This window comes from Paenibacillus sp. 01L418 (genome assembly GCF_056400045.1).
Genome location: NZ_JBFTSN010000049.1, coordinates 24,163 through 43,607 on the forward strand (window position 1 = coordinate 24,163; position 19,445 = coordinate 43,607).

The following is a 19,445-nucleotide window of genomic DNA, read 5'->3' on the forward strand; positions in this document are numbered from 1 at the left end:
CGGAAGAGGTCGTCTGCATGATAGAGTTCACCCATGAATATGCGGAACATTTGTACCACACCCCCAATGCCTTGGAGAAGTATAACGGAGTTATACCCATCCGTATTGGCTATAACGAGGCAAAGCCAAATTATCATATAGGACCGCGCTTTATTGCTTACTATAGCTTGCATTTCGTTCTTGCAGGCCAGGTTACACTGTGCATGAATCAGGAAGAGACAACACTTACGCGAGGCGATCTTTTTGTTCTATTCCCTCACAGCATTCATGAATATTACATTACTTCCTGTGAAGAACCCGCTCTAAAGATGTTTTGGGTTGCTGCCGAAGGTAAACAAATGCCTCTGGTCACCCGCCGCCTTGGGCTTACGCTCAAACACCCCTATATTAAAAATTTTTTCAACCAGGATCTTGAGCGATCCTTTTTTCAATTCGCCTCCGAATGGAAGCATCTCGTGAGACAGGATGACCTCTCGTTAACGCAAGGGTTCTACTCTTTACTGAATCAGATCATTCAATTATCCAAACCGATGAAAGCAGCCTCACCCACCGATGACTGGGTAGCAACAAGCATCGACTACATTCATTTGTATTATAAGGAAGGGATAACCGTTGCAGACATTGCTGAACATGTCGGGATCCATCGCTCGCATTTTTCGAATGTCTTTCACCAGAAAGTCGGCATCCGGCCGCATCGGTACCTGACGAATCTAATCATGACGGAAGCTATGAAAATAGTGCAAACGACGGCACTGCCGATTTCTCATATCGCCCTATCCCTCGGGTATTCAGACGTGTACTCCTTTACACATTCTTTTAAAAGATACCACGGACACTCGCCAAGCTCTTACCGGAAATCATAATAACCTAACTTACAGCCTAAAAAGAGAAACCCGATGTCCTCCATAAGACTCGGGTTTCTCGACAATCTAACTGACTGCAGCAAATATTCATTGGTTTATATATTAATGAAAGAAATATTTGATAATGACTGAGCTTTATAGGTTCATTCAGGCTAAATTAATAGCTTTAATTGTATCCAAAGGTATTTTCGGCTTTCGATCCTCAGTCAGAAGCCCGTTAATCTCCTGCTGAACGTCGGCAAGCTGCGTATAGCAGTAACCACTAATATACTTAACGTCCTTAATCGCTTGGGTAATGCCGCGGAAACGCTTAACGAATTCCTCCTCCGACACCACTTGATCGCCGTAGCCCCAGCCTTTGTCCGACTGGAACGCGATTCCTCCGAATTCGCTGATGATGATCGGCTGACCTTGATATTCGTATCCTTCGGCTAACGCGTACTTCCATTGATTGCAAGTCGTTTCATTGGCCAAAATCGCATCCTTGTCCGCATAACGCTTCAGGAAACCATCACCTGTAGCTACATAGTCATGCAGCGTTAAAATGTCGGATACCRTATGCTCCCAGCCGTCGTTCGTGATGACTGGACGGTAAGGATCAATGGATTTAGTCAAATGATAGATGCCCTCGGTAAACTTCTGCTGCCGTTTATCTCGCAGAATAGCAGAGATGCCCCATGATTCATTAAATGGCACCCAAGTAATAATACTTGGATGATTATATTGCTGCCTCACAATCTCCAGCCATTCCTTTGTAAACGCATCGACCGCCCGGTCATGAAACTCGAAAGTAGCCGCCATCTCCGACCACACAAGCAAACCTTTCACATCGCACCAATAGAGAAAGCGGGCATCCTCGATCTTCATATGCTTGCGCACGCCGTTGTAGCCCATTGCTAGAATGTGATCGATATCTTCAATTAAGGCTTCCTCGCTTGGTGGAGTCAGATGGCTTTCTGTCCAATAGCCCTGATCCAGAATCATTCTCTGGTAGATGGGAACATTGTTCAGCAGCACCTTGCCGTTCTTAATAGAGACTTTTCGCATGCCAAAATAGGAGAACACCTTGTCTACAGCCTGATCCTTCGCATACAGCACAAATTCCACGTCGTATAAGTTCGGATGCTGAGGAGACCAGAAGCTTCTTTTCCAAGGCCCGTTTGCCTCATGCAGCAGATCAACCTCAACAGTTAGGCAAGGGCGGTCGATCGCTAGACTAACCCGTTTCACAAGCTTGCCTTTGAACGTAACGATAGCTTCCAGCCTTAAATCGCCGGCTCCCGCTTCCTCCACCCCATGCACCTCATAATCGAAACGGACGATGGAACGGTCGAAATCCGGCGTGATTTTGACGGCGTCAAGTCTCTGTTCCTCCACGTATTCCATCCATACCGTCTGCCATATCCCGGTCGTCTGGACATAGAAGCATTCGAAATTGTCTTTGGTCCAGCGCTGTTTGCCTCGAGGCTGATAGCAGCTATTGCTGTCTACCACCTTCACTGTAATTAGATTATCAGCTCCGAATGCGAGATAATCAGTAATATCGAACGAGAAAGCCGCGTAGCCGCCTATGTGCTGGCCTGCTAACGTTCCATTCACCCACACCTTAGCTTCGTAATCCACCGCTTGGAAATGAAGGATAACCCGTTTCCCTTCAGCTTCCATCGGGATGTGAACAGCTTTGTTGTACCATACTTGCGGATGGAATTCTTCGTCTCCAATCCCACTCGCTTTGGTTTCGTACGTGAAAGGCACGTTTATTTTGTGGGTCTCTTCGAATTTCTCGTGCCACTTTTCTTTCTCTCCCAAACCGCGGTCATCGAAGCGGAAGTTCCATTCGCCATTTAAGCTTAGCCAATTGTCGCGTACAAATTGTGGTCTGGGATAGTCTTTGATATATGCCTTTGTTGTCATGCCGTACCTCCTAATTCTTGTGCTTCGCCAAAATTTCCAGTACATAAACAGATGTAGGGCGCAGCGGATAGCCGAGCTTCCATTCTTCGGCAGGGACGACTCTTTTCTTGCCTGTAATCCGTTCCGGCTCAAACACGGAATTGATATCGTCGTAGGAATCTCCCGTAATTTCATATAAAATCGTTTCTTCCGAAGCCTCGAAGTTTTGCAGTTCAAGCGTCGCTTTCACCTCATTTAAGCTGCGGTTTACGATAAACACGGTGACGGAGGTGCGACCGCTGTTCGTGCCTGCCACAACATCGAGATCAGGCAGCGACTCCAGAGAGATAGGCGTCTCCCTGAGTGACGGAACAGCAAAATTTCCGCACTCGGCTGTGGCGTGAACAAGATGCCGAACATCACGATTTGCGTACAGCTTCATCACTTCATACGTTGGCGTTCCGTATACGGTAAGGGGCAAGCCGCTCCAGCCGGGTTCCTTGCCGCAATATTGATCGGCATAATAATCGCCAACGCGAATACATCCGCCGAGCCAGCCGTTTACCAGATCGGAGAAGCTGCCGATATGAACCATATCGCTGCAGCGTATCATTTCGTTCAGGTTAGCAGCATTGGCTACTGCCGCACCTAATGTATGCTCATTCGGCAGCCCTTTACGAATCGTGTTCGGGTAATACATCGTGTTGTATTCGGTAATTGCCAGCTTCACATGGCTATGCTTCGCATTCGCAAGAATATGCTCTGTCGTCTTTGTTATGTGGTGACGGGTAAACTCGGGATAAGCAGCAATCGCTTTATATCGATCCTCCGACGGCGTATTCTGGTTCATGCCGAATGGTCCATAGCCGTGATACAAATGTAAGGTAAGATAATCAAAATGTTCACCAGCGAGATCAAGGACGGTCTTGTTCCACTCCTGCTCGTAGTGTCCGCAAGCCAGCAGGACGATGGAGGGATCTRTGGCCTTCATAGCTTCGGCGAAGGAAACCGTACGCTTTGCAAACTGATCCGCAGAACACGTACCTACCTGCCACTGTCCCCATACCTCGTTGCCAATCTCCCAATAGCGGACATTGTAAGGCTCGGGGTTTCCGTTCGCCGCACGCCTCGCACCCATTGGCGTATCGACGCCGCCATTACAGTATTCAATCCACTGAGCGGCTTCCTCGGGCGTACCCGATCCGTCATTTACGCAGATGAGCGGCTCCACTTGAAGTTCCCGGCAAAACCGAATAAATTCGTCCGTGCCAAAATATTTACTGGTCCAGCCACCCCATGCTTCGTTGTACATGACTGGTCTTTCGAGAACAGGACCTATACCGTGCTCCCAATGGTAGGCACTGATGTAGTTGCCGGCAAGCCTCATCATCCCCGCGTTCAAATCACGCGTCATGTCGATGACTTCACGCTTCACCATGGCGATGCAATCTATCGGCAATACAGATACATGGTCAATCCAAAGCATACCGGTGGACACGTGATCGCACCATCTCTGGTGGTCATCCGGAATGTATACCCTGAGTTCGGCGTCGACGCATTCGCGAGCAATAGACAGCTGCGCTTCGTACTCACGCCAATTGTGACTTTCGAGCTCGATCCGGACTTGTCCAAGGAGCTCTTCCGAGCGCCGATCGACAGCTTCAATGATAATAGGAATGCTTCGGTGCAGGCGCCTCCAACGCGTACTTGGTATTTCGTCCATTCGTATAGGCGTACCAGCTACCGGAAATCTCTTTCTTCGACACGGCCTCGCTCTCGAAGTCCATATCCTTAAGCGGGAATGCGAGCATCGCTTCCATGTGATCCCGAATGTCTTCAACGAAATGACCGAACAGGTAAGGGTTAACTGCATGCTCGCTCGCATGACTGCAATCAATCGTAATCTTTGCGTTAGTTTTCAAAATAAACCTCCAACTGATTTGTCATAATGGTTACGATGTTAACCTTTAAGCGATCCGATCATAACGCCCTTGACGAAATGCCGCTGCACGAATGGATACATGATCAATACCGGCAAAGTAGAGACGATAATGACCGCGAACTTAATGCTCTCGGCAAGCAGAATTTGATCCTCCAGCCCGACACTTCCGCCCTCGATGCCTGCGGATTGGCTGATCATGAGAATTTCACGCAGCACAAGCTGGAGCGGATGCAGAGCCTCGTCGCGGATATAGATCAGCGCGGCGAAGTACGAATTCCAATGACCCACCGCATAGAATAGAACCATAACAGCCAATATCGGTTTGGATAGAGGCAATATAATGCTAAACAGCAATCGCCAGTTGGAGCAGCCGTCCATGTGAGCTGCCTCCTGCAGCTCCCATGGAATGCTTGATTGAAAGTAAGTCCGCATAACGATTAGATTGTACGTGGCGATCGCCCCCGGGACGATCAGCGCCCACATGGTATTCACCATTCCCAGTTCCTTAACCAGCATATAGGTTGGAATCAATCCGCCGCCGAAAAACATAGTGAGCGTGATCAAGACCATAATTTTGCCGCGCCCGGGAAGATCTGGCCTGGACAATGGATACGCCGCCAATATCGTCATGATGATATTGATGAGCGTACCGACCACGGTATAAACGATCGTATTGCGGTACCCTGTCCAAATTTTATCGTTGTGCAAAATGCTCTTGTACGCTCCCAAGGTCACGCCCTTCGGAAGCAGCCATACATCTCCATTCAGCACCTTGGACGGATCGCTGAACGAAGCGCTGACAATAAAGAGCAGCGGATACAGCACAATAATAATGATGATTGCGGCGATCACGTATATAACGAAGTCGAACGCCCGTTCATCCGATGGTTTTCTTATGGCTTGTTGCTTCGACATGACTGGGTTCCCTCCTTTACCATAAGCTCGTCTCTGACGTCTTGCGCGCGAACCGGTTGACCATCAGCAGCAGGATGAGATTGATGACCGAGTTGAACAGTCCGATAGCCGCCGTGTAGCTGTATTCTCCCTTCAATATGCCTGTCGTATAGACAAACGTGGAGATGACGTCGCTTGATTCCAAATTCAAGTTGTTTTGCATGAGCAAAATTTTCTCAAAGCCGACGTTCATGAAATGGCCGATATCCAGAATGAGCAGGATCACGATGACCGGAGCTATGCCTGGAAGCGAGACATGCCATATGCGCCTCAGCCTCGATGCCCCGTCCATCTTGGCCGCTTCGTATAGCTGCGGATTCACTCCGCTGAGCGCCGCAATGTAGATAATCGATTGCCACCCCATGTTTTGCCATATGTTTGAGCTGATGAAGATCGTCTTGAACCAGCCGGCTGCCTCCATGAATCGGACTGAAGTGCCGCCGAATGCCTCGATCATCATATTGATCGGTCCTGTCGGTGATAGGAATACGTTCAATATGCCTACGATAACGACAACCGAAATGAAATGAGGGATATACGTAATATTTTGCAGCCATTTGCTAAAGGTTTTGCTTCGGATTTCGTTAACAATTAGAGCGAGCATAATCGGAACCGGGAATGCGATGAGCAGAGAGAACAAGTTGATGGACACCGTGTTCCATAACAGCCTCCAGAAATAATACGAGTCAAAAAACCGTTCGAAATGCCCAAAGCCTTCCCAAGGGCTTCCGAAAATGCCCTTTGCCGGATTGAAATTTTTGAATGCGATTTGCAGGCCGTACAGTGGACCGTAGTTAAAGATTAAGTACCAGGCTATCGGCAGAAGCAGCATAAGATACAGATCATACCGTTTGGCTATATTCCTGATCAGGCTGGATCCGCGCCTCGGCTGGATATGGGACAGAGCGGCTGCACCTTCTTGCGCGCTCTTCATGAGCATTCACTCCTTATTCATACGGTCTCGGTCTTATTTCTCCATCTTGTCGTAAGCTTCTTGATAGAGCTGTTCCAGCTCGTCGATCTTCATTTTTTTCAAAGTAGCCTGGAATTCCTCCCACTTATCGAAGCTGATCGCGCCAACGATAAACTTCGTGCTTTGCTCGTCGATATATTTGTCGATGTCGTTGCGCAGAATGTTAACTTTCTGAGCGTTCTCTTCATTGAACATCGGAGCAGCATAACGAATCTTCGGCATGTACGGCTCCAGCTTCGCGTATGCCTCTTGAACTTGCGGTGGATTGATGAAAGACGCTACCTTGTCGCTGATCAAGTGAGGCGCGCCGCCGCCTGCGTACGGTGTCATTTTTCCCTGCGCACCTGTTATTGCCAGAAAATCCTCTTTGTAATACGGCATGCCATCCTTCAGCTCGTAATGCTCGCCCTCTCTGCCAAAGCGTAGCAGGGTGGAGCCCTCGTCACTGTAGAAATAGTCGATCCAGCGTATAGTCGCTTCCGGATATTTGTTCACAGATGTAATAGCGAACGCTCCAAAGTCGCGTGGCACCGGCGCTACCGGGCTTTGCATCTGGTCGCCATGCGGACCAACTGGAGGAGCGGTGCCGACATATTGATCCTGGATCGGCAAGAAGTTGTTGTTCGTCTGGTCGAAGAAAAGACCCGTATTGCCTGAGCCTTGCTTAGCAAGATATTGTGCTTCCGTATGCGTGAAGATTTCCTGGTCCAGAAGCTTCTCCTTATACAACTTGTTCAAGTACATAAGCAACTCTTTGTGCTTCTCGTCGCTGCTCCAAATATTGATCTTGCCGTCTTCGATGTTGATGTTATAGCCGAGCTGCAAATCCAAGCCAAACGATCCTGCCATCATATTTACGATAGGTATCCCCGCTGCCGCCTTACGCGCAGTCATAGGAATTTCGTCCGATTTGCCGTCGCCGTTCGGATCTCCATCCCGGAAAGCAAGGAGCACTTTATATAGATCATCCGTCGTTTTGGGCTCTTCCAAGTTCAGCTTCTCGAGCCACGCTTTATTGATCCAGCGTTTGTCCGTACGCGCCGAGCCGGTCGTTACGATACCGGGAATCGAGTAAATGTGTCCTTCCGGAGTCGTAATGCCCGAGCGGATCTCTGGATATTGCTCCATTAGGCTTTTCAAATTTGGTGCATACTGCTCAATTAAATTCTCCAGCGGAATAAGCTGTCCGGCCGTCCCGTAGCGAATAGTCTCAAGCGGATTGAGTTCCGAACGGTACAATACATCGGGAAGCTCGTTGGAAGCGAACAATAGATTTTTTTTCTCCGCGAAGCCGTCTGTAGGAGCTTCGGTAAATGCTACCTGAATGTTGCTTAATTTCTCATAGTCTTGGAACACCGGCATATCTTTGAACGGCCCGTTAGCAGGCGCGATTCGTGTGAACATCTTGAGCTTGATCGGTTGCTCCACGATCGGGAATCCTTCCGCTTTAACAGCGCTTTCAGAAGCAGGCGAAGGCTGATTCTCTGTCTTTGAGCCTCCGTTGTTGTTGCTGCAGCCGGTCAGGATCAGACCGGAAACGATCATCGTAGTAAGTGCGTTTCTTCCCCAGTGTCTACGCATAAATCTGTGACCTCCAATGTTCTATTCACCGAATGGTGTAACCGTTTGCCAGCGGTGTCCACTCATTATAATTCACCCGTTTCGCCACAAAGTTATAATAATATGACTATTTACTCCACATATTTTACAACTTCGCTTCAGCTCCCCCGCCTCCCAAACCGTTCAAATACGTTTGGGGCGTCACGCCGGTCATTTCCTTAAACACTCTAAAAAAATAGTTGTAGGAAGAAAAGCCCGCTTGACTGCTGATTTGCTTGAGCGAGTATTGACCGTTCTCTAGCAGTTTGCGCGCAGCATCGATTCGGATCCGGTTTAAATATTCTGAGAACGTCGACTTCGTCTCTTCTTTGAATATTCTGCTTAAATACGATGGATTCAGGCTGATGGCGTCCGCTGCCAGCTCCAGGGTGACGCTGCCTGAATATCTTTCCAGAATGAATCCTATCGCTTGCGATACATGCCGTGAATACGGTCCCACTGAATGGGTCTCCTTGAGCAGGCTCAACAGGCTGGCATAGAAGGCTTGCAGCCATTGCTCCATCTCTCCGACGCTGTCTAATCTGCCCAGTTCGCTCCTTGCAGGAAGCTTGTCCATCGCAGAGCCATGCTGAGGCAGCCATTTCTTCAACACTTTATCCGCGATATGCAGAAGCTCGCTGATGATCATTTGCACGGAATGAGAGTGAATGGGCTGCCCCTTAATCGAATCGAATACGGATAAAATCAGCCGCTGCATGCCGTCCTTATCCAGCATCTCGATTGAGAGCAGCAGCTGTTTCTGCTCCTCGATGGTTAAAGAGACGCGCTGTCCGTATATGCCATTTCCCCCTCCATTCACTTGGCCAGTCAGTTCCTCATTGGGTGAAAAGTCAAGCAATCGCTCTGCGGAACCGTAACTCGTTCTAAGAAGTGACAGGCTGCTGCATAAATGTCCGACAGCATAGACGCACTTTAAATTCAGGAATAGCTCCAGCGCGTGGCGAAGCTTGCTCATCATTCGGTCAGCCTCGCTTGCGGCTGCATGCTCGCTTCGTTCCTTGAACGAAAAAACGACAACCATACGTCCGTTCTCAAGGTAGGCAGCTGTACGTTCTTGTATATCACCCAGACTCTGCTGCATGATCTCAACAGCCTGCTGGACGAGCCGATTGGTCTGTACGTCGCTGCAGGATTGCGTCAGCAGCAGGAAAGGGACAATCTGAAGAGACGCTGCAGCGTAGCTCACCGTTTGAGGATATAGCCCATTCTTCCGTGCAAAGACTTCAAGCTCCTGGGCGGACTGCGGTTTCCTTCTTACCAAATCGGCAATATAACCACGGATGAGCACGGGATTCATTCGTTCTGCCATCGCTTTCTGATCATTGCGGTCCTCCAACAGCCGATCCTCCTGCCGCAGTGCAAGAACCGCTTTGTTCAACATGTCAATCAGCGTTGCTCCGTCGAGACGATGCTTCAGCAAATAATCAATGGAGCCATTTTTCAAGCAATCACGCACATAATCGTAGTCGTCAAAGCTGCTAAGCATAATCGTCTTAATGGCAGGATATCTTTCTTTGATCGTTCGATTTAGCTCCACACCATTCATTTCAGGCATATTTACGTCTATAATGGCGATATGCGGCGGAGACTGCTCGATCAATGCCAGGGCCATGACTCCGTTGTGCGCTTCACCACATATTTCAAAGCCGTGTTTCCGGAAATTGATTAGCGTCGATAAGTTGTTGCGGACCAGCGGCTCGTCATCAACCAACAGCACTTGAAACATAACCTATATCACCTCATGATCTAATTTTTCCGTGTCCCGTAGAACGGGAAGTGTAATTACGACCTTCGTATATAGTCCCAGCTCGCTGTACAGCTTTACACCGTAAGGTTCTCCATTTATGCGAACAATTCGTTCATGCACATTACGCACTCCCATGCCACTGAAACGTGATGGAGCCTCTCCTTTGCTATGCTCGCCCAGCAGCAAACCCATCTGCTCCAGGGTCATACCTTTGCCATTGTCCGTCACTTCTATTTTTAGGTTGTGATTCTCTTCGCAAACGCGAATCATGACCGCTCCCCCTTCCTCCAGCGAGCCGATCCCATGAATGATGGCGTTCTCCACAATAGGCTGCAGCATAAGCTTGGGCACCCGGCATTCCAGCAGGGCTTCATCCTCAATCTCCTCATACACCGGAATTGGCTGCATGTATTTATATTTCACGATGGAGATATAACTTCTTACATAGTCCAGTTCCTCTCGAACCGTAAGATATTCATTGGAATTACCTAAAACCCCGCGCATCAGCTCGATTAAAGAGCCGGATACCTCCTCGATATTGGGCACACCGTTCAGCTTAGCCAAGTATTTGATTGTATTTAGGGAATTGTATAGGAAATGTGGACGTATCTGCGCCTGAAGAGCCGTCAACTCCGCTTCGCGCTTCTCCTTCTCACTGATTCGAATTCCTTCCAGCAGCCGTTTCAATTCCTCCACCATACCGATAAAGACGTGGTACAGCTGGCCTACCTCGTCTTTCGTTTTGATTTCCTTCATTGGAAATTCCAAATTCCCGTCCTTCACCCGCATCATCATGGACTTCAGACGCCGAATATTTATGGTGATCCGGGAGGACACCTGCAGTGAGCAGATTAACACGATGGCCAAAACAAATACCGATACTTCAGCCATCAGCTTGCGAAGATTCGCAGATTCACTAAGCAGTGAATCCATCGGTATTAGCGCCAGTGTAGTCCAGCCCGTATATTCCGATGAACGTCTAACAACGGTGTAGGTTCTTCCATCTATGATCATTTCCGCCGCATCGCCAGGGCCTTTGAATTCCTGCTTAATGCTTACAATCTTCTCAATAGGAGGAGCAAAAGACGGCGCCGATTCGGACTGATACACGAATCCGCCTTCTTTATCGAGCACATACAGCATGCTATCGGCGGTCGGCTTCACTCCATACGTTTTTTTAATGAAATCATAGTTTAAATCGACCATGACTACGCCGATTGTCTCGCGGTCATAACGGATTTCTCTGCCTACGGTAATGGCATCCGACACGCCGGTCTGCTTCAAATAGGCATGGCGCGATCCGTTTCCAAGCGTATAATCCATCATCTGTGACCCAAGGACCGTCCGGTCCAGCCAAGGACCACCGGAGAAAAAAACCTTTCCATTCAACCCAACAACGGCAATCCTAGAAATGTAAGGCTTATAATCGATCAGCACCGATAGAAATTCTTCAATCCGCTTCTGTTCTAAAAACCATTCGTAGCTGATCTCTTCCGATGGACTGAGCAGCGTATCGATCACCGTGTTTTTGTTAGTCACTACTACCGTGTTCAGCCGGTCGATCTCCTCCAGCATAATATTTAGGGATTCATCCGCCTGGCGAATACTATCCGATACCGAAGTAACTGCGTTATCCTTTATCGTCTCGCGCATATTCAAATAGACAATGCCAGATACGGATAATATGGAAAGCAGGGCGACTAGACTGAATGCGATGAATATCTTCCCTTGGATGCTTAAACGGGGCGAAATCCATCGTTGAAGGGTGGATAACTTCATATCGCGAAATCTCCTTTTTGAACATAAGGAAGTGTTTATCTTGTAATCGTTTTCAAATATATTGTACCTACTTGAGCTTATCCAAATGTCTTTCTCAGAGTTAAGGGGGATTCCTTAAAATAAGTCTTGAAAGCTCTGGTGAACGTATATAGATTCGGATACCCAAGGGATAGAGCAATCTCCGTTATCGTCGCGTCTGTATCCATTAGCAGCTGCCTCGCCTTGTCCATGCGGATCTTCTGCATGTACTTCATTGGCGGCATACCCGCTTGGCTTGTAAACACTTGGGTAAAGTAGGAACGATGAACACCCGCGAAATCTGCTACCTGTTGGACGGATATTCCCTCTGAGGCGTGCAGCTCTATGTATTTCATGCATTCATGAATCCAACCGGCAAGCTCGGCCTCTTGAGCAGGTACCGACTCCGGAATCAACCCGGCGAATAAGGCACAAATATGGCTTTGCAGCTCAAGCGCACCTGCCGGATTCCACCGCTGAGCCCCCTCAAGCGTATGAATGACTTGGTCTGCCGATGCTCTGACTCGTGAGGTCAGCGCCTTCTTGCGAAACGGATACTCATGCGTTAAGCCCGCAAGCTCTAGCAACGCCATTGCCCTATCGCCATCCACCGCCAACCAGCTCATTTGAAGCGGCCGATCAGAGGGAAGCATGTCGTAGAAATATTTACGATAAGGAAATAAACAAAACACGTCGCCCTTCTCCAGCTCCACCTGCTTGCCTTCGTACTGCAGCCGAACCATTCCCTCCTGCACGAAGTGAAGGCTGTAGCACTCGATCCTCTTGGGTCCCACTTTATAGTTAGGCTTGGCCAAACAGCGACCCGCTCGAACCGGCCATATACGACATTCCTTTTCCAGTTGCCCAGGCGTATAGTAAATGAAATCAGCAAACTCATACTCGTATTCCTGCATCGCAGCCATCACTCCCATCCCATAATCATTTCCACATACATATAACATAATGACAACTATATCATTTCTCACAATTCAAAATAAATCGTATTATTATAAGAATTATAATAATAGTAGTGATTGTTCTTGTCTAGTTCACCTAACATAATGCTAATTTTATTAGAAGTGAAAAAAAGCCACTGGGTGGCCGCTGCATCCCGCTAAGCTGGCGATATTAAAGAACCGAAACCCGTTGGATGAATGATCTTAATGGTTATGATTCTTTTTATTTTAGCTATTTTACTTTTAAGAAAGATACTCTGAAAATTGCCCCCCTCTTGTGGGTTTTCGTACTATAAAAAGAGTTTGGCTATAGAATTGGACTTATTCTATAAGATAATGGTTTAATATAAGCTGGTTAGGTAATATGAGGATGAACAATTCGAGGAGGAATGGCAAATGCCAACGGTTCAAGTAGAAGGAAGAAACGCCATTCAGGCAGTTGAAGGCACAAAGCTTGTGCTAATGTTAGAGGATAATGGAGTCGACGTCCTGCACCGATGCGGCGGGAACGTTAGGTGTACGACATGCGCTGTAGAAGTTCTCTCTGGAGATGCAGGCGAGATGAGCGAGGCAGAAGCGACAGTTCTTCGCAACAAAGGAATCGAGGATGCAGCTATTCGACTATCCTGCCAAATTCGGCTGCATAGCGACCTATCGGTCCGGCTTATTAAGACAGCGACTTCTACTGGCCTGGAGCCCGGCACTCGTCCCCAAGATTAATCATTTTCCCGTGTTATATGGTGATGGAAAAGCAAGCTTCGATCATAACAATAAGTGAGCTAGCTCCATCTGGGTCATATCTACGGCAATAAGGGCTTCTAGCCCTTTTTTTGTTTGTATAGATAGGAATAATGAATAGACCGTGCCACCCAAACAAGGAAATGAACACGGCCTTCTTGCTAACAGTACGGTTGTTATATCCAGTGAGTACACACATTTAGCTTATGTTTTTCTGCATTTCCACGACTGTTTTCTCTTACACTTTCTATTGACTTTAACACCTAACTCTACAGCCGTTATAGAAGTAATTTTAATATATGCTACGACACCTCTTACATTAAGAATGACGCTGCCATCTGAAATGCCCAAATAAACGCCTACATGCGATGTTCCATCAAAATGAATCCGAACATTAGGTGTTCCTACACCAATTCGCAAAAGAATTTTTAAAATATTGCTGTTGCTTCCACTGCTTTTACCGCAGCAGCATTTATGGCCTTCGCTTTTGTGACCTTCATTTTTGTGACCTTCATTTTTGTGGCCTTCGCTTTTATGTCCTTCGTTTTTGTGGCCTCCACTCTTGTGGCCTTCACTTTTATCGCCATGGCTCCTGTTCTTTGAGCATGTGCAACCTGAACTTCGGTCTCCTCCGCTCTTGCTTCCCCCTGTTCTCATCATTCCTATCATCTCCTTAATATTAGTAGAATTACTACTATCATATGGAGATTAATAGATTTTGGTGTGTATACGGCAGTTCAATGGGTTGGGAAGGCATACTCCTGATAGATAACCTGAAAATCTTGTGACATTCACAGACATGCTGAATAGTTTAAATTGGAAGGCATATAAACTGCTCATGAGGAGAATAAGACACGGGGAATAATATTAAGCTTTGGAAACCATCATTCAACAATAACACTAAGATAAACAACTCCAAACGTCTAATTGCCCCCAATCGGTTCGTTCCTCCCGGAGCACATATCGATACCCAAGCAAAGGCCAACAAGCTGCGTAGAGTTCCAAGGGATAGCAGAGAGTTTGCGAGGTTCGCCGTGTAAATCGCGAGTTCCCTCCATCCTATAACTCGCTTTTCGGTACTCATCGCTGTTCATGTGGGATCTCCTACGATCGCAAGCGCTTTTGGATCAGGTGTCAGGCGACACTTGTTCTCGATCCAATTTGATTCACAATTATCAAGTTCGTATTCTTAATCACAGAGGGATGTTCTAAGGCTTAGCGGCCGCCGCTCCAACATTCTCGACCTTCTGTACACTTGAAGCAATCAACAATTGAGCTGCGAAGTAAGTAGACATAATAAGGAGACCTGAATAAGGCACTTCTGCGACAAACTTATTCCAAGCCAGTATCGAGTCCGATGCAACGAATAGGATCGCACCAACAATCGCAAACGCATTGCGGCTCATAATTGCCGTAAAGCACATCGCTCCAATAACGGTAATGTAGACAACGACGGGAATCCATAACCCGCTTAAGCTTTCCTCCCCCGAAATATGCTCATAAAAGCGACTGCCCAGCAGCACCGAGTAAATGACGATAATCAAGCCCGCAAGCACACCGTACCAGCTCATAAGCGATTGCTGCTTAAACCAACGAGCAACCATTGCAGCCACATAAAACAAATGCCCCGTTAGAAACGCACCCAACCCGAACACAAACCACGGATCATCAGGAAGCAGTAGAAACGCATCTCCCAATAGGCTAAACAGCAGCCCTGTCAGAATCAGCTTCCTATAAACCGCTTGGCCGCGTCCATCTGGTACACTGCAAACAACGAGCGTAATAATGAGCGCAATTGGCAGAAGCTTGAATATCCAATGCAGCACCGTACTTTCCACTGATAACGTCGCAAGATGAATTACACCTGTACACACAATAAGTCCCAGCAGCCAACTTCTACGCATATGCGATCCCCCTTATTCCATCACTTTACCCGAACCTAGATGCGATGTAAACGCTGACATAAACATGAATATTTTTGCTTATTCAAAGTAGAACAAAGGAATGAAATAAACGAAAACAGAGAACGGTTAGTCTTTTTTCGTATCTTATCGCCACTCCTTAATTTAAAAAAGGGCTGTCCCAAAAGTAGAGTTACCTACGCTTGAAACAGACCCAGCTTTGTTTTTTGATGGAGCTTAGGCAGAAGGTGCCCTTCTCTTACCATTCCTATAGCTTACGAACCTTATAGGTCCTATTTAAGCCATAGGTAGTCGATTAAAATTGTAACGAACTCCAGAATCGTTAATTCGAGAAAAGCAGCTCATAACACCYAATAAAGCATGATATAACGTTATCCAGATTCGTTAAAATAAAATAGTTGTACTTTTCTACATAATAAGGGCAATACGGTTCGTTAGAAAAATGATTTTGGGATGGAAATTGGATCTTAGCAGTGAAAGCTGCATCCTCAATTACCGTGATTTGAGCTTCTACCTTCTATGCATATGAAGCTTTCATAATACCTATCAATGCGTTCGCCTTCGTCTTTACTCATTAGCTGCTGCACTTAATAAGATCTGCCCTTTCTCATATACAATATCCGATATAAAATCAGTTTTCTTCCTATCGAAATGGGCAAAATCTATTAGATTTGATATGTCTGCTCCATATAGAGATAGACTGCCGTCACCATGATTCACGAGGGTCATGTCCTTATTCATATTTGTGTAGGGTAAGATTACAATTTCTTTGGCAGACGGGTCAAAATAAGCCGCATGAGAGCGATGAAGGCCAGAACCCCATGAGTATGTAAAATACAATTCGGAATCCCCGTCATTATTCATATCGGCTAGAGTCATGCTGGTTACGCCTAGCCCGCCAAACCACTCGCCAAGCGGATAGACAACTCCCTTATATAACAAAAATGATGCGGCAGATTTGTCATATTTGAAAATACTATATTCAGAGTTTTCACTAATAGATTGTGGTGTGATGTTATAACACTTGTCTGTGTCGTAGCCTGAATTAAATTCCTTTTGCAAAGCTAAAAAAGCATTAACACCGTCTTGAGTTCCCACTATAGATTCCGATTCTACTATTTCCTCGTCTAGCTTCGAAATTTTGTAGATGCTCCAAATATATTCACTCTTTAAAGTATTGACGTTATCCTTATGTGTTTTTGCCAGCCATATCTCATCATCCAGCAGAAAAAGACGATATTCAGGATCAACGGCAGAATCGGTTAATACATACTCATATCTTTCTTTATAACCTAAAATATTAGGAACATTAATGCTAGGCATAAAGCTTTCATTAAACTTTTGCACATCTAAAGCTTTCCGTTCATAAACAGCCTTCATTTTCTGTTGATTGCCGGCTCCGTCGGTTATAATAAGCGAGTTTTTGGTAAATGTATAGTACTCCTTAAACCCATCGACAGCTACAAACGAGCTCAGTAAATTCATATACACCTGTTCCTCAAAGCGATAGCTGCCATACGGTTCTCCAGTCTCTTGCAGCGCCCCATTCACGATTGGATTCGTTGCACAGACGGCAACAGCAATTATACAAGCAGCTGCTGAGAATACAATCACCCGTTTTTTGGGCGCCTTAAAGCGTAATATATTTTTGACGCGCTCACGGATGCCTGTCTCTCCAAAGGCTAGCGGACTAGCAGACGGTAAGCGGCGGTTTGCCGCAAAGGAGAGCAATGATGTGCAATATTCCTTCGCGATTCCTGAACCCGTCTCCGATAGCACCTTTTCATCGCAGCTCATCTCCATGTCTTTGGCCATTAATATAAAAGCAAGCCAAGCAAGCGGATTAAACCAGTGAAAAGCAAGAACCACAAAGGCAAGCGGCTTGATTAGGTGATCTTTCCTCTTTAAATGGTAGGCTTCATGCTGCAGAATGTAAACTCGTTCTTGCTTCTGAAGCCCAAAGGGAATATAAATTCGCGGTTTGATAAAGCCAAGAATAAATGGCGACCGGATGCTGTCGGACTCGAATATATGTTTATCCAAACGGACTGCTGTAGCCATACGGCGTTTCAATCGGAAATAGGTCACCAAGCTGTAAACAAGCAGCGAAAGGGTACCTAAACACCATAGAACAGTACCGGCCTGTATCCATATTTGCAAAGGATTTACGCTAGCAGTCGGGTCTGCTGGAGGCAGCGTGTCGCTTATCATGACATTTACGGTCGGTATGCCTACCGTCATTCCCGGCTTCTCCATATAGCCGATGTCCGCTGGGACATAGCTCAGTGCCGCTTCGCCGCTCTTTTGTGCTGCAGTCATATCAAAGGGGGGAGCATTAAAGAGGCTGAGCTCGGAGGAAATAGACACCGGACAAACTAGGCGGAACAGTACAATCGCCCATAGCATATAGGAATATTTCTTTGGTGCCCGTTTCAACAGCAGACGGATGAGAAGCACGGCGATAATGACATAAGACGCCGTGAGGGACATATTGAGTATTTTTAGAAACAACGTTTCCATACTCATCCCTCCTTATGCTCATCAATTAGACGCTTTAGCTCATCAGCTTCCTTATTGGAGAGAGCTTTATTGCCGAAAAAAGAGACGAGAAACTGGGGCAGCGAGCCCTCAAAAGTCCGCTCAATAAAATGCTCGCTTTCGTACGCCTGGATCTGCTCTTTTGGAATAATGGAGCTTACCATTGTATCCTCATTTTTAAGAAGTCCTTTTTCACACATTTTCCGAAGCACGGTATAGGTGGTTGGCTTCTTCCAGCCGAGTTTCTCTGAACAAAGAGTTACCAGCCTTCCGGATGCCACCGGCTCGCTCTCCCACACAACTAGCATAAAGCGATAATCACTTTCACATAGCTTTAAGTTACTCATAATAACCTCCCCTATCTGGTTTATAATCATAAACCCATGTAACGAGTTTATAACTATAAACCAGATTAGTCAATGGAAATAGGAGACCAAGGCTAAACCACTTCTTCAACTGACACCAGATACAACAAGCTTCCTTCACTGAAAAGCACTCGATTCTCTCGAAAATCCTGTGTTAACGGGACAAGCGGCTCAGCTTTTTCATTCAGAAAATGGATCTTGCACCCTGCTGATAAGCTCCCCGGTTTTTCATTTTTCTTAAGAATATAAGTTCCGTGTTTTCCGTAACCACCATCGAACAGAAAGTGATAACCATCCGTACAAAACCCCGAAGAGCCGGAAATCTCAGGATTTATAAAGGTGACCTTGGGCTGCTCGATTCCGCCGGAAATACAGCCCAGCAAAAAGTCTGTATAATAATAAAACCAAACTTTCTCATCGTTAGCTGCATTCAACGCATAACAATCGGCGATATCCGACACTTGATCCTCATACAATTTATTGCCGTTCTCATCCCAAGCTAGAAGACCTTGCGCACCTACAGGTTTATCCCAACCGTTGTTTCCAAACACGCCTTCGTCGAAATAACTGGTCCAAATGATCCCTTTCTCCGTCACCTGAACACTTTGAATGCCGTCTCCAAGCAAAAATTCTCGGATCGTATTCCCTTTAAAATCACACACTTTAGCATTCAGATCATACTTGCCTTCGCCATAGTAAGAGCAGCGCGCTCCGACTAACAGTAGACGATTATGAAGCGGCTGAACATAATGATAATTGAAATGTTGATCCGCAAACACTACTTCATCAACATAATCTTTTTCTACGAGCAGCACCTTGTAGGTATATGGTTTCTTTAGAGTCGATGGGACGAACATACCTCGTTCCCGTATTGGGATCTGGTTAATGAGCAAAACATACATGCAGCCATCGGAGCCAATTTGTGCCGAGACAATCTTGAACCCCTCCGTATACGCAGAAATATCAGCAAAAGGTTGAAGCGCCACCGTTTTATTAAACATGCCCATTCCTCCTTAAAGACAGTTATAAAACAAACTAACTTCTGTACTTATTAACTGAATTATGTCTGAGCAGAACGCTCCTGAACATGGCGAAAGTATGGCAAAGGAAAATGTGTTAAATGAGGTCATGTAGACC

General features: G+C 46.5%; 14 protein-coding genes and 1 pseudogene. 2 read left to right on the forward strand and 13 right to left on the reverse strand.

The features are described 5' to 3' along the window. Positions 1–17: 17 nt before the first annotated feature. The gene (locus AC1DSE_RS09605; protein WP_477510193.1) at positions 18–863 is read left to right on the forward strand and encodes a helix-turn-helix transcriptional regulator; all 846 of its coding nucleotides are present in this window, start codon (positions 18–20) and stop codon (positions 861–863) included. A 147-nt stretch (positions 864–1,010) separates the two neighbouring features. On the opposite strand, the gene AC1DSE_RS09610 is transcribed toward AC1DSE_RS09605, so the two are convergent. The 8 genes and pseudogenes from AC1DSE_RS09610 to AC1DSE_RS09645 all read right to left on the reverse strand — a co-directional run bounded on the left by AC1DSE_RS09610 (position 1,011) and on the right by AC1DSE_RS09645 (position 12,712). Next, on the reverse strand, positions 1,011–2,777 hold the full coding sequence (locus AC1DSE_RS09610; protein ID WP_477527627.1) for a glycoside hydrolase family 2 protein: 1,767 nt from the start codon (positions 2,775–2,777) through the stop codon (positions 1,011–1,013). Between the two features lie 10 nt (positions 2,778–2,787). After that, positions 2,788–4,678: pseudogene (locus tag AC1DSE_RS09615) on the reverse strand (alpha-L-arabinofuranosidase C-terminal domain-containing protein). A 38-nt stretch (positions 4,679–4,716) separates the two neighbouring features. Beyond that, a complete protein-coding gene (locus tag AC1DSE_RS09620; protein ID WP_477510190.1) occupies positions 4,717–5,613 on the reverse strand; it encodes a carbohydrate ABC transporter permease in 897 nt (298 codons plus the stop codon). Positions 5,614–5,629: 16 nt separating this feature from the next. Further along, the gene (locus AC1DSE_RS09625) at positions 5,630–6,586 is read right to left on the reverse strand and encodes an ABC transporter permease (protein WP_441878841.1); all 957 of its coding nucleotides are present in this window, start codon (positions 6,584–6,586) and stop codon (positions 5,630–5,632) included. A 33-nt stretch (positions 6,587–6,619) separates the two neighbouring features. Next, positions 6,620–8,206, reverse strand: a complete 1,587-nt coding sequence (locus AC1DSE_RS09630) for an extracellular solute-binding protein (RefSeq protein ID WP_477510189.1) — start codon at positions 8,204–8,206, stop codon at positions 6,620–6,622. Positions 8,207–8,330: 124 nt separating this feature from the next. Further along, complete coding sequence (locus tag AC1DSE_RS09635) at positions 8,331–9,971, reverse strand: response regulator (protein ID WP_477510188.1); 1,641 nt, start codon at positions 9,969–9,971, stop codon at positions 8,331–8,333. Between the two features lie 3 nt (positions 9,972–9,974). Further along, positions 9,975–11,771, reverse strand: coding sequence for a sensor histidine kinase (locus AC1DSE_RS09640; RefSeq protein WP_477510187.1), 1,797 nt, complete (start codon positions 11,769–11,771; stop codon positions 9,975–9,977). A 77-nt stretch (positions 11,772–11,848) separates the two neighbouring features. Further along, positions 11,849–12,712, reverse strand: a complete 864-nt coding sequence (locus AC1DSE_RS09645; protein ID WP_477510186.1) for an AraC family transcriptional regulator — start codon at positions 12,710–12,712, stop codon at positions 11,849–11,851. A gap of 429 nt (positions 12,713–13,141) precedes the next feature. Between AC1DSE_RS09645 and AC1DSE_RS09650 the strand changes: the two genes are divergently transcribed. After that, positions 13,142–13,465 carry a 2Fe-2S iron-sulfur cluster-binding protein gene (locus AC1DSE_RS09650; protein ID WP_477510185.1) on the forward strand — a complete coding sequence of 108 codons (324 nt, stop codon included), beginning with the start codon at positions 13,142–13,144 and terminating at the stop codon, positions 13,463–13,465. A 222-nt stretch (positions 13,466–13,687) separates the two neighbouring features. Here the strand turns inward: AC1DSE_RS09650 and AC1DSE_RS09655 are convergent, their stop codons facing one another. The 5 genes from AC1DSE_RS09655 to AC1DSE_RS09675 form a co-directional block, all read right to left on the reverse strand. Beyond that, a complete protein-coding gene (locus AC1DSE_RS09655) occupies positions 13,688–14,143 on the reverse strand; it encodes a hypothetical protein (protein ID WP_477510183.1) in 456 nt (151 codons plus the stop codon). Positions 14,144–14,691: 548 nt separating this feature from the next. Continuing rightward, positions 14,692–15,387, reverse strand: coding sequence for a lysoplasmalogenase (locus tag AC1DSE_RS09660; protein WP_477510182.1), 696 nt, complete (start codon positions 15,385–15,387; stop codon positions 14,692–14,694). A 585-nt stretch (positions 15,388–15,972) separates the two neighbouring features. After that, positions 15,973–17,925: a M56 family metallopeptidase gene (locus AC1DSE_RS09665; protein WP_477510181.1), complete on the reverse strand. Its 1,953-nt coding sequence runs from the start codon at positions 17,923–17,925 to the stop codon at positions 15,973–15,975. Positions 17,926–17,927: 2 nt separating this feature from the next. Beyond that, positions 17,928–18,290 carry a BlaI/MecI/CopY family transcriptional regulator gene (locus AC1DSE_RS09670; protein ID WP_076268671.1) on the reverse strand — a complete coding sequence of 121 codons (363 nt, stop codon included), beginning with the start codon at positions 18,288–18,290 and terminating at the stop codon, positions 17,928–17,930. A gap of 92 nt (positions 18,291–18,382) precedes the next feature. After that, entirely contained in the window at positions 18,383–19,309 is a 927-nt protein-coding gene (locus tag AC1DSE_RS09675; RefSeq protein WP_477510180.1) for a hypothetical protein, read from the reverse strand. Positions 19,310–19,445 lie beyond the last annotated feature (136 nt).